Below are 11697 nucleotides of genomic sequence, written 5' to 3'. Positions count from 1 at the left end.
CTGCCGCACGCGCGCGGGCACGGCAGGTGCAGGCTGGTCGGGCCCGCGCGGTCCAGCACGGCACCGAGATCGCGTTGGAGCTGCTGGAGGAGTCGCTGCGTCGTGCGGGCGCGGCTCGCGAGGAGGCCGAGCGTGCCCGCCTGGAGCGTGACGCCCAGCTGGGTCAGGTGCGCACCGAGGTCGAGCGTTGGCGGGCCGAGCTGGCCGAGCTGACCGACGCCGCCCACCGGGACGAGATGGCCCGGGCCCAGCAGCAGCTGCGGGTCGAGCAGCTGCAGGCCCGCTCCGTGGACGAGCTCGGCCTGGACCCGCAGGTGCTGGTCGAGGAGTTCGGGCCGGACAGGCCGGTCCCGGTTCCGGGGGCCGAGGGCGAGGAGGACGGGCCCCGGCACGTGCCGTTCGTGCGTGCCGAGCAGGAGAAGCGGCTGCGCAGGGCGGAGCGGGCGCTGTCCCAGCTGGGTCGGGTGAACCCGCTGGCGCTGGAGGAGTTCGCGGCGCTGGAGGAGCGCCACACGTTCCTGTCGACGCAGCTGACGGACCTGAAGAGGTCCCGGGCCGACCTCCTGCAGATCGTGAAGGAGATCGACGACCGCGTCGAGCAGGTCTTCGCCGAGGCCTACCGGGACACCGCGGTCCAGTTCGAGCGGGTCTTCTCACGGCTGTTCCCCGGTGGTGAGGGGCGGTTGGTGCTGACCGACCCGGGCGACATGCTGACGACCGGGATCGAGGTGGAGGCCAGGCCGGCGGGCAAGAAGGTCAAGCGTCTGTCGTTGCTCTCCGGTGGGGAGCGGTCGTTGACGGCCGTGGCGCTGCTGGTCGCGATCTTCAAGGCCCGCCCGAGCCCGTTCTACGTCATGGACGAGGTCGAGGCCGCGCTGGACGACGTGAACCTGGGGCGCCTGCTGGAGATCTTCCGAGAGCTGAAGACCGACTCCCAGCTCATCGTGATCACCCACCAGAAACGCACCATGGAGGTCGCCGACGCGCTGTACGGGGTGACGATGCGGGGGGACGGGGTGACCACGGTCATCAGCCAGCGGCTGAGCGAGGATGCATCGGCCTGATCACGGCGGTGTGGAGATGTTGTGGTGATCTTTGTGGATAGCCATGTTCGGGCGAGCGAGGTCGCCGCCACCTCAGATACTTCTCACATGGCTCCAGTCGTCGTCGGCACCCTCGTCGCTTTCTTCTCTGCTGTGGTGGTGCTCGTCGTCGTGGGGGCTGCTAGCAGCAGCTCACCGGACGGCGGCCTGCGGCAGCTGCTCATCGATCTCCGCTCGGCCCTCGCGTACCGCCTGTCGGGGGTGCGGGACGAGGTCCTGCTCGAGGACGAGGAGGACCTGGAGGCCGAGACCTCCATCGACGACCTCTTCGTCATCGGACGCGCTGAGGACCACGCCTACCTCACGTCGGGCGAGCTGTCGGAGCCGGTGGGTCGCGTGGTGCGGAACATGTCGCACCTGACCCGGCACTGAGAGGTCGGCCCTCCCGCTCGAACGAGCCCCCGCCGCGCGCGGTCGTGCGGGCGTGCCACCGGTCCTGAGAGACTGCACGGGTGAACGAGCTCAGCGACATCCTCCTGTTCGGTCTTCCGGCGTTGGCCCTGGCGGGCCTGGGCTACCTGGGCGTCCGCGCACGCCGCGGACGGGGCACGACGCCGGACCGGACGGCCCCGAGGGCGGAGCCTGAGGTCCCGCCCCAGGACGTGGTCACACCGTCGACGACCGCACCGTCGACGACCGCAGAACCGGCTCCCGAGGCCCCGGCCACCGACCAACCCCCTGCAGAACCCGCACCACCGACCCTGGAGCGGCCCGAGCCGGCGGCCGGGCGCATGGTGCGCCTGCGGGGCCGGCTCGCACGCTCGGGTTCGCCGATCGGTGTCCGCCTGCTGTCGGTCCTGTCCCGGGACCACCTGAGCGAGGACGACTGGGACGAGATCGAGGAGACGCTGCTCCTGGCGGACGTCGGCGCGGGTCCGAGCGCCGACCTGGTCGACCGCCTGCGGGAGCAGGTGCGTGTGCTGGGTGTGCGCGACGTCGACTCGGTGCGTGGGCTGCTGCGCGAGCAGCTCCTGGAGCTGGTCGACCCGTCGGTGGACCGGTCGCTGGCCACCGCCCCGGTGACCCTGGAGGACGGCACGTCGCACCCCGCCGTGGTGCTGGTGGTAGGTGTCAACGGCACCGGGAAGACCACGACCGTCGGCAAGTTCGCGCGTGTCCTGGTCGCCGACGGTCGGTCGGTCGTGCTGGGCGCGGCGGACACGTTCCGGGCCGCGGCCGCCGACCAGCTGCAGACCTGGGGCGCCCGCGTGGGCGTGCCCACGGTGCGGTCGGACAGGGACGGCGCCGATCCGGCGGCCGTCGCGTTCGACGCCGTCCACCAGGGTCTGGAGGACGGTGCGGACGTGGTCCTCGTCGACACCGCCGGGCGCCTGCAGAACAAGGCCGGCCTGATGGACGAGCTCGGCAAGATCACCCGTGTGCTGTCCCGCAAGACGCCCCTGAGCGAGGTGCTGCTGGTCCTGGACGCCACGACGGGTCAGAACGGCATGAACCAGGCCCGGGTCTTCGCCGAGGTCGCCGGGGTGACGGGGATCGTGCTCACCAAGCTCGACGGGACGGCCAAGGGCGGGATCGTCGTCGCCGTGCAGCGCGAGCTCGGGGTCCCGGTCAAGCTCGTGGGACTCGGCGAGGGCCCGGACGACCTGGCGCCGTTCGAGCCGGAGGCTTTCGTGGACGGTCTGCTCGAGGGCTGAGCACCGGCGCCGCATCGGAAACGTCCCGTTCACACGAGCGGCGACCTTGTCACCGAGCCGTAACGGGCGAGGTCCCGAGGGGTAACAGCGTCTCGGGATGGTTGTCCCCGACCAGCCGCCCGGCTGGCGAGGGGAGAGACGATCTCGATGGGTGAACTGGACTCGGGCCTCACGGCATGGATGCTGGTCTCAGCGTCCCTCGTGCTGCTCATGACGCCAGGTCTGGCGTTGTTCTACGGGGGGATGGTGCGCGGCAAGGCCGTGCTCAACATGATGATGATGTCGTTCGGGGCGATGGGCCTCGTCGGCGTCATCTACGTGCTGTGGGGCTGGTCGATGTCCTACGGCGAGCAGAGCTTCGGTGGGCTCTTCGCGAACCCGTTCGAGCAGTTCGGGCTCGGCGGCGGTGGCGTCTTCACCCCTGAGGGCGAGGCGATCATCGAGGACGGGCTCCCGCTGATCGTGGACGTCGGCTTCCAGGCGACCTTCGCGATCATCACCGTCGCTCTCATCTCCGGTGCGCTGGCCGAGCGGGTCAAGTTCGGCACCTGGATGGTGTTCTCGGGCCTGTGGGTCACGCTGGCGTTCTTCCCGATGGCCCACATGGTGTGGGGCGGCGGGCTGCTGAGCGAGGACGGCCCCTTCGCCGGGATCGCCGAGCCCGTCGACTTCGCTGGCGGGACCGTCGTCCACATCAACGCCGGGATCGCGGCGCTCGTGCTCGCCCTGGTGGTCGGCAAGCGACGCAACTTCGGCCGGGAGCCCATGCGGCCCCACAACCTGCCTCTGGTGATGCTGGGTGCGGCACTGCTGTGGTTCGGCTGGTTCGGCTTCAACGCCGGTTCCGCCTACGGCGCCGACGGCCTGGCGGGCCTGGCCTGGGTGAACACCGCGACCTGTGCCGCGGCTGCCATCCTCGGCTGGCTCGTGACCGAGAAGATCCGCGACGGGCACGCGACCTCCCTGGGTGCCGCATCGGGCATCGTGGCCGGTCTGGTCGCGATCACTCCTGCGGCAGGCTCGCTGACGCCGGTCGGCTCGATCATCCTGGGCCTCGTCGCCGGTGCGCTGTGCGCCCTGGCCGTGGGCCTGAAGTACAAGTTCGGCTACGACGACTCCCTCGACGTCGTGGGCGTCCACCTGGTCGGTGGACTGGTCGGCACGGTCCTCATCGGGTTCCTCGCGACCGACGGCGGCCTGTTCTACGGCGGTGGGTTCGAGCTCACGCTCGTCCAGATCATCATCGCGGTCGTCGCCATGGTCCTGTCCGCGGTGGTGACCCTGGTGATCGCCCTCGCGCTGAAGGCCACCATGGGGTGGCGTGTCAGCGACGAGGTCGAGGTCGGAGGCATCGACCTGGCGGTGCACGGCGAGGCTGGTTACGAGTCCCTCGGTGGGGCCCGTGTGACGACGGAGGTGAAGGCATGAAGCTGGTCACGGGAGTGATCCAGCCGCACCGGCTGGACGACGTGAAGTCGGCGCTGGAGGCGGCGGGGATCCGCGGGATGACGGTGAGCGAGGCCAGCGGCTACGGCCGTCAGCGCGGTCACACCGAGGTCTACCGCGGGGCGGAGTACACCGTGGACCTGATCCCCAAGGTCCGGATCGAGGTCCTGGTCGACGACGAGGACGCCACGGCGGTCACCGAGGTGATCGTCGGTGCCGCCCAGACCGGGAAGATCGGCGACGGCAAGGTGTGGGTGGTGCCGGTCGACGACGTCGCCCGGGTCCGCACCGGCGAGCACGGCACCGCCGCGCTCTAGGACCGCACGACGCCCGCACGTGCGGGCGTGGACGACCAGGCTCGAGGGGGCAGACATGCAGGACGGACCGCTCGAGTCTGCGGTCGCGAAGGACCCGCAGGCCCTGGACACCCACGTCGGTGTCCAGGGTCTGCGGTCCGACCGGATCGACCTCGCGGTGCGGATGACCGGCCCGGAGGCCGACGGAGCCGTTCGCCGGGCCGCTGTCGCCCGGCTCGTCGGCGACGCGGTCGCCGACCTCTGGCAGGCGGCCACCGCCGACCTCCCGACGGTCGAGGGTGTGGCCCTGGGGGCCGTGGGCAGCCTGGGACGGGCTGATGCCTCGCCCGCGAGTGACCTGGACCTGCTGCTCGTCCACGACGGGCGGACCCATGAGGCCCAGGTGGTCTCCCGGCTGGCAGAGCGCCTGTGGTACCCCATCTGGGACGCGGGGTTGGACCTGGACCACTCGGTCCGGTCCCTGGCCCAGTGCCGGCAGGTGGCCTCGGCCGACCTCCCGGCCGCGGTCGGTCTGCTCGACCTGCGACACCTGGCGGGGGACCGGGCGGTGGTCGCCCGGGCCCGGAGCGCCCTGCTGACGGACTGGCGCGCGGCCGCCCGCCGACGCCTGCCCGAGCTCCTCGCGTCCACCAAGGTGCGGGCGGACCGCACCGGTGAGCTCGCGTACCTCGTCGAGCCGGACCTCAAGGAGGCCCGGGGCGGGATCCGGGACGCGGTGGTGGTCTTCGCGCTCGCGGCCACCTGGTTGACCGACCGTCCCCACGGGGCGCTGGACACCGCGTACACCCACCTCCTGGACGTCCGGGACGCGCTGCACGTGGTGACCCGCCGTCCGACGAACCGGCTGCTGCGCGTCTACCAGGACGAGGTCGCCGCCCTCCTGGGCGTCGGTGACGCCGATGACCTCCTGGCAGGACTGGCGGAGGCCGGACGGGTGGTGTCGGCGTCGCTGGACACCACGGTGCGGCACGCCCGTCAGGCGCTGACCCGCCCGTCGCTGCGACGTCCGGTGCTGGTGCGCGGCAGGCGCGCGGCCCCCCGGCTTCGGTCGGTGGGGGAGGGCCTGGTCGAGCACGACGGCGAGCTGGTCCTCGCCGCGGGTGTGGTCCCCGAGGACGACCCGCTCCTGGCGCTCCGCGCGGCGGCGACGTCCGCTCGGACGGGGTTGCCGCTGTCACCCGTGACCGTCACGAGCCTGAGCCGTGTGCCGGAGCTGGGTGAGCCGTGGCCGGCTGCCGCCCGGGTGCACCTGCTGCAGCTGCTCGGCTCGGGAACCGCGCAGGTCCAGGTGTGGGAGACCCTGGACCTGGCCGGCGTGGTGACTCGGTGGATCCCGGAGTGGGCCGCGGTGCGCAACCGGCCGCAGCGGTCCCCGATCCACCGGCACACCGTGGACCGGCACCTGGTCGAGACGGTGGCGCGGTCCTCACGCCGGGGCCCGCGCGCCACCGGTGGGCCGACCCTGCTGCTGGCAGCGCTCCTGCACGACATCGGCAAGCGGCCGGGCGCGAGCGATCACAGCGTCGCCGGCGCCGAGCTCGTCCCCGGCATCATGGGGCGCATGGGGTTCGGCCCGCAGGAGACCGCTGACGTGACGGTCCTGGTGCGGCACCACCTGACCCTCGCGGCTCTGGCGACCCAGCGGGACCCCGACGACCCGGAGACGGTCGCGGAGCTGTGCGAGGTCGTCGATCACCGCGCCGACCTGCTCCAGCTGCTTCGCGACCTCACCGAGGCCGATGCCTCGGCCGCCGGGCCGCAGGCGTGGACGCCGTGGCGGGCGAGGCTCGTGGACGACCTGACCGGCCGTGCCCTGCAGCACCTGGCCCGAGGGCCCGGGGGGCGACGGGTAGGCTGAGTGGTCCCTGCAGGTCGACTCCCGTGAGGTCCATCCCGTGTTCGCCACGCTGTCCGATCGCCTGACCGCGACCTTCAAGAACCTGCGCAGCAAGGGGCGGTTGTCCGAGGCGGACATCGACGCGACCGTCCGCGAGATCCGCCGGGCCCTGCTGGACGCCGACGTCGCGGTCTCCGTCGTGCGCGCGTTCACCGGCAAGGTGCGTGAGCGCGCCCTGTCTGAGGAGGTCTCCGGCGCGCTGAACCCGGCGCAGCAGGTCGTGAAGATCGTGAACGACGAGCTGGTGGCGGTGCTCGGTGGTGAGCAGCGTCCGCTGCTCTTCGCGAAGACGCCGCCGACGGTGATCCTGCTCGCGGGGCTCCAGGGCGCGGGCAAGACGACGCTGGCCGGCAAGCTCGCACGGCACCTGCGCGAGCAGGGCCACACGCCGTTGCTGGTCGCGGCCGACCTGCAGCGGCCCAACGCCGTCACCCAGCTCCAGGTCGTGGGTGAGCGCGCCGGGGTCCCGGTCTTCGCCCCGCACCCCGGTGCCCAGGAGAGCAGCGAGGGCGGGGTGGTGGTCGCCCCTGCCGCGGACCCGGTGGCGGTCGCGCGCGAGGGCCTGGCCACGGCGCAGGCCAGGCAGCACGACGTGCTGATCGTGGACACCGCGGGCCGCCTGGGTGTGGACGCCGAGATGATGCAGCAGGCCGCGGACATCCGGGACGCGGTCCGGCCCGACGAGGTGCTGTTCGTCATCGACGCGATGATCGGGCAGGACGCGGTGGCCACGGCCCAGGCGTTCGCCGACGGCGTGGGCTTCACCGGTGTGGTGCTGTCCAAGCTGGACGGTGACGCCCGCGGTGGTGCGGCGCTGTCGGTCGCGTCGGTCACCGGCAGGCCGATCCTGTTCGCCTCGACCGGTGAGAAGCTCACCGACTTCGAGGTCTTCCACCCGGACCGCATGGCCTCACGCATCCTGGACATGGGTGACGTCCTGTCCCTCATCGAGCAGGCCGAGAAGGCGTTCGACGCCCGCCAGGCCGAGGAGATGGCCGACAAGCTGGCCAGCGGTGAGGGTTTCACCCTCGAGGACTTCCTGGTGCAGATGCAGGGTCTGCGGCAGATGGGCTCCATGAAGAAGATGCTCACGATGATGCCCGGAATGGGGCAGATGCGTGAGGCGATCGAGAACTTCGACGAGCGTGAGGTCGATCGCATCGAGGCGATCATCCGGTCGATGACCCCTGCGGAACGCCGCAACCCGAAGATCATCAACGGTTCCCGCCGGTCGCGCATCGCGCGCGGGTCCGGCACGACGGCCACGGACATCAACCAGCTGCTCGAGCGGTTCACCGCCGCTCAGAAGATGATGAAGCAGATGAGCCGGGGTGGTGGGGTGCCGGGCATGCCCGGGCTGGGCAACCTGCCGGGTATGGGTGGCAAGAAGTCCCGGGGGCGCGCCGCGCCGCAGCCTCGCAAGGGCAAGAAGGGTCGCTCGGGCAACCCGGCCAAGCGGGCGCAGCAGGAGCGTGAGGCCCAGCTGCGTGCCGAGGGCCGTGCTCCGGGTGGTTCGGCGTTCGGTCTGGGCGGCAACGAGCAGGCCGAGGTCGACCCCGCGAAGCTGGAGCTGCCCCCGGGGATGGAGAAGTTCCTGGGTCGGTGACGACGCAGGGCCGTCCATCTGGCAGAATGGCCCGCTGTACCCGGCCCGTGCGGACCCTCTAACCGCGCGGAACCGTGTCCTCGGTGCGTCGAGCCGCCTACCCCACGGGCCGGCGAGAGGCACCTCCTCAGTCGAACCAGGAGAGACCACCACTGTGGCCGTCAAGATCCGTCTGAAGCGCCTCGGCAAGATCCGGGCGCCGTACTACCGCATCGTCGTCGCCGACTCGCGCACCAAGCGCGACGGTCGCGTCCTCGAGGAGATCGGCAAGTACCACCCCACCGAGGAGCCCTCGTTCATCGAGGTCACCTCCGAGCGTGCGCAGTACTGGCTCGGTGTGGGCGCCCAGCCCACCGAGCAGGTGCTCGCGATCCTGAAGATCACCGGGGACTGGCAGAAGTTCAAGGGCCTTCCCGGGCAGGAGGGCACCCTGAAGGTCAAGGCGGGCAGCCAGGACCCGGCCGCCGCCGTGGCCGCCGCCGCCGACGCCGCCGAGAAGGCCAAGGCCGCCGCATCGGAGAAGAAGTCGCAGGAGTCGTCCGAGGAGTCCGCGGAGTCCTCCGACGAGCAGGCCTGATGCTCGCCGACGCGCTCGAGCACCTCGTCCGGGGGGTCGTCGACCACCCGGACGACGTGCGGGTGCGCTCACGGTCGCTGCGCCGCGGTGAGCTGCTCGAGGTCAGGGTGCACCCCGAGGACCTGGGCCGTGTCATCGGCCGCAACGGGCGGACCGCCCGGGCGCTGCGCACGGTCGTGAACGCGCTGTCACCGACCGGCTCGGTGCGGGTCGACGTCGTGGACGTCGACCGCCGCTGAGACCAGGTCGACGTCGTCGCCCAGGCCCGGTCCCCGTACGGGGGCCGGGCCTGGGCCGTCCTCAGGAGGGCACAGATGGAGCTGACCGTCGCGACGGTGGGTCGCGCACAGGGGTTGCGGGGAGAGGTCGCGCTGGACGTCCGCACCGACGCGCCCGACCGCCGACTGGTGGTCGGAGCGGTGCTGCGTACCGACCCCCCCGGTGCGGGCCCGTTGAAGGTGGTCGCGGTCCGGCGGGCCGGTAGCCGGTGGTGGGTGCGGTTCGCCGGGGTGGAGGACCGCACCGCGGCAGAGGGCTTGCGGGGTGTGACCCTGGTCGTCGAGGCGGGCGCGTCCGACGAGGAGGACGCCTGGTACCCGCACGAGCTCGTCGGGCTGCGGGTCGAGCGCCCCGACGGTTCCCTGCTCGGCGCGGTCGAGGGCCTGGAGCCCCTGCCCGTGCACGACCTGCTCCTGGTGCGTGAGCCGGGTGCCGACCTGGTCCGGGTGCCGTTCGTCCGGGCCCTGGTCCCCGAGGTCGACGTCGAGGGCGGACGCGTGGTCGTCGACCCGCCCCGCGGGCTGTTCAGCGACGACGGGCCCCCGGTCGTCGCCGGGCCGGAGGGCGGTTGAGGTGCGGATCGACGTGGTGTCGATCTTCCCCGAGTACCTCGCACCCCTGGACCTGTCGCTGGTGGGCAAGGCTCGCAGGGCCGGCCTGCTGGACGTGCGCGTCCACGACCTGCGGGACTGGACGACGGACCGCCATCGCACGGTCGACGACGCGCCCTTGGGCGGTGGTGCCGGGATGGTGATGCGGCCGGACGTCTGGGGTGAGGCCCTGGACGGCCTCGTGGAGCAGGGCACCGAGCTGGTCCTGCCGACACCATCGGGTGAGAGGTTCACCCAGCGCACCGCCGAGCGGATGGCCGCCACCGGTCACGTGGTGGTCGCGTGCGGTCGGTACGAGGGCATCGACGCGAGGGTGGCCGATCACTACCGTGAGCGGGGCGTGCGGGTCACGGAGGTGTCGTTGGGCGACTACGTCCTCAACGGGGGAGAGGTCGCAGCCCTTGTCCTGGTCGAGGCGGTCGCACGGCTCCTGCCGGGGGTCGTCGGCAACCCGCAGTCCCTGGTCGAGGAGTCCCACGGCGCCGCGGGCCTCCTGGAGTACCCGGTGTTCACCCGCCCACCGGTGTGGCGGGACCTGCCCGCCCCGCCGGTGCTGCTGTCCGGGCACCACGCCAAGGTCGAGCGCTGGCGCAGGGACCAGTCACTGCGTCGCACGGCCCTGCGCCGTCCCGACCTGCTCCAGCAGGTGCCGCTCCACGAGCTGGACCGCGACGACCGCCACGTCCTGGAGGACCTCGGGTGGACGTTCGACGAGCGGGACGGCGCGGTGCCGCCGGGCTGAGTCGGCCCGCTCGCGACGTCTGCCGTCCTCCGCGTCGTGGGCACGGGCCCGCATATGGCAGACTTGACCCCCGGTGTGCGCCGGCTGCGTCTCTGCCACAGGGGAGACGATTACGGCCGTTCCTCGCAGGACGCACCCGAACCCGAACCGGACGAGGCAGCGGAGCTGCCCGTGAGCACGCGCCTGACCTGTGGCAGGGCGGGGAAGTGGCGATCATGAACATTCTCGACGGAGTCGATGCCGCGTCGTTGCGGTCGGACGTCCCGGACTTCCGCCCGGGTGACACCCTCAAGGTCAACGTGAAGGTCGTCGAGGGCAGCCGCTCCCGCGTCCAGGCGTTCCAGGGCGTCGTCATCGCCCGCCAGGGTGGGGGCGTCCGCGAGACCTTCACCATCCGCAAGATCAGCTTCGGTGTGGGTGTGGAGCGGACCTTCCCGGTGCACTCCCCGACCCTGGAGTCGATCGAGGTCGTGACCCGCGGTGACGTCCGCCGCGCCAAGCTGTACTACCTGCGCGCACTCCGCGGCAAGAAGGCCAAGATCAAGGAGAAGCGCGAGACCCCGGCCAAGGGCTGAGGCACACGCACCTCCACCGGGGGGCGGTCACCGTTCGAGGTGACCGCCCCCCGGTCGTACCCGGACCACGAGCGTCCCGGTGCTCGTGCACGTCTGGTCACGTGGCAGAGTTGGCGCGTGACGTCGCGCAGCGAATCTGCCCCTCCGTCCCACCCAGAGGAGGGGGACGTGCCTCGGCACGGCCGTGGTGAGCGTGAGGAGGGCGGCGCGCTGGCCTGGTTCCGGGAGACCGTCATCATCGTGGTGAGCGCCCTGGTGCTGTCACTGCTGATCAAGACGTTCCTGATCCAGGCGTTCTTCATCCCCACGGGCTCGATGGAGAACACGCTCCTGGTGGGTGACCGGGTCCTGGTCTCCAAGCTGACCCCTGGCCCGTTCGAGGTCGACCGCGGTGACGTGGTCGTGTTCAAGGACCCGGGTGGCTGGCTCGGCGAGCAGTACCAGCCACCACGCCCGGCGTGGCGCGAGGCGGCGTCCGACGCGCTCATGTTCATCGGGCTCCTGCCGCAGGACGCCGGTGAGCACCTCATCAAGCGGGTGGTGGGCGTCGGGGGAGACACGGTCGAGTGCTGCGACGACGACGGTCGCGTCACCGTCAACGGCGTCGCGATCGACGAGCCGTACCTCCCGCCGGACGTGTCCCCCAGCGCGCTGGAGTTCTCGACGCAGGTCCCCGAGGGCAGCCTGTGGATGATGGGCGACAACCGTCAGAACTCCCAGGACTCCCGCTACAAGCAGGGCGACCCGGGCGGGGGGAGCATCCCGTTGGACCACGTCGTCGGCAAGGCGTTCGTCACGGTGTGGCCGGTCAACCGGTGGACGCTGCTCCGCAACCCGTCAGAGACCTTCGCCGACGTCCCGTGACGGCGCCGTCCTCCTCCGCCCGCGG

At 71.8% G+C, this 11697-nt stretch carries 13 protein-coding genes; all 13 read left to right on the top strand.

Translation table 11 applies throughout. From position 1 onward, the window contains the following. The coding region (locus N869_RS02450) for an AAA family ATPase (protein ID WP_156968294.1) at positions 1 to 1064 on the top strand (1064 nt) is incomplete at its 5' end. Between the two features lie 87 nt (positions 1065 to 1151). Continuing rightward, on the top strand, positions 1152 to 1475 hold the full coding sequence (locus N869_RS02445; RefSeq protein WP_035057304.1) for a hypothetical protein: 324 nt from the start codon (positions 1152 to 1154) through the stop codon (positions 1473 to 1475). Between the two features lie 80 nt (positions 1476 to 1555). Further along, a complete protein-coding gene (ftsY, locus tag N869_RS02440; RefSeq protein WP_035057302.1) occupies positions 1556 to 2758 on the top strand; it encodes a signal recognition particle-docking protein FtsY in 1203 nt (400 codons plus the stop codon). Positions 2759 to 2905: 147 nt separating this feature from the next. Next, on the top strand, positions 2906 to 4186 hold the full coding sequence (locus tag N869_RS02435; protein WP_035057299.1) for an ammonium transporter: 1281 nt from the start codon (positions 2906 to 2908) through the stop codon (positions 4184 to 4186). Continuing rightward, positions 4183 to 4521 carry a P-II family nitrogen regulator gene (locus N869_RS02430; RefSeq protein ID WP_035057297.1) on the top strand — a complete coding sequence of 113 codons (339 nt, stop codon included), beginning with the start codon at positions 4183 to 4185 and terminating at the stop codon, positions 4519 to 4521. Before N869_RS02435 ends, N869_RS02430 begins: the two co-directional genes overlap by 4 nt. 55 nt (positions 4522 to 4576) lie before the next feature. Then, positions 4577 to 6379 (top strand): [protein-PII] uridylyltransferase, encoded by a 1803-nt coding sequence (locus N869_RS02425; protein ID WP_035057350.1) that lies wholly within the window; start codon positions 4577 to 4579, stop codon positions 6377 to 6379. A gap of 37 nt (positions 6380 to 6416) precedes the next feature. Next, positions 6417 to 8024: a signal recognition particle protein gene (gene ffh, locus N869_RS02420; protein WP_035057293.1), complete on the top strand. Its 1608-nt coding sequence runs from the start codon at positions 6417 to 6419 to the stop codon at positions 8022 to 8024. 154 nt (positions 8025 to 8178) lie between these two features. Continuing rightward, positions 8179 to 8601, top strand: coding sequence for a 30S ribosomal protein S16 (rpsP, locus tag N869_RS02415; RefSeq protein WP_035057290.1), 423 nt, complete (start codon positions 8179 to 8181; stop codon positions 8599 to 8601). After that, positions 8601 to 8840 carry an RNA-binding protein gene (locus N869_RS02410; RefSeq protein ID WP_035057288.1) on the top strand — a complete coding sequence of 80 codons (240 nt, stop codon included), beginning with the start codon at positions 8601 to 8603 and terminating at the stop codon, positions 8838 to 8840. Before rpsP ends, N869_RS02410 begins: the two co-directional genes overlap by 1 nt. Positions 8841 to 8915: 75 nt before the next feature. Further along, positions 8916 to 9452 carry a ribosome maturation factor RimM gene (gene rimM, locus N869_RS02405; protein WP_035057285.1) on the top strand — a complete coding sequence of 179 codons (537 nt, stop codon included), beginning with the start codon at positions 8916 to 8918 and terminating at the stop codon, positions 9450 to 9452. A 1-nt stretch (position 9453) separates the two neighbouring features. Beyond that, the gene (gene trmD, locus N869_RS02400) at positions 9454 to 10233 is read left to right on the top strand and encodes a tRNA (guanosine(37)-N1)-methyltransferase TrmD (protein WP_035057282.1); all 780 of its coding nucleotides are present in this window, start codon (positions 9454 to 9456) and stop codon (positions 10231 to 10233) included. A 215-nt stretch (positions 10234 to 10448) separates the two neighbouring features. Next, complete coding sequence (gene rplS / locus N869_RS02395) at positions 10449 to 10808, top strand: 50S ribosomal protein L19 (RefSeq protein WP_035057347.1); 360 nt, start codon at positions 10449 to 10451, stop codon at positions 10806 to 10808. Between the two features lie 168 nt (positions 10809 to 10976). Beyond that, positions 10977 to 11672, top strand: coding sequence for a signal peptidase I (gene lepB / locus N869_RS02390; RefSeq protein ID WP_052104870.1), 696 nt, complete (start codon positions 10977 to 10979; stop codon positions 11670 to 11672). Positions 11673 to 11697: the final 25 nt, after the last annotated feature.

The sequence above is a fragment of the Cellulomonas bogoriensis 69B4 = DSM 16987 genome, from assembly GCF_000767165.1.
Classification (GTDB): Bacteria; Actinomycetota; Actinomycetes; order Actinomycetales; family Cellulomonadaceae; genus Actinotalea; species Actinotalea bogoriensis.
This window is presented reverse-complemented; position numbering and strand designations above follow the sequence as displayed.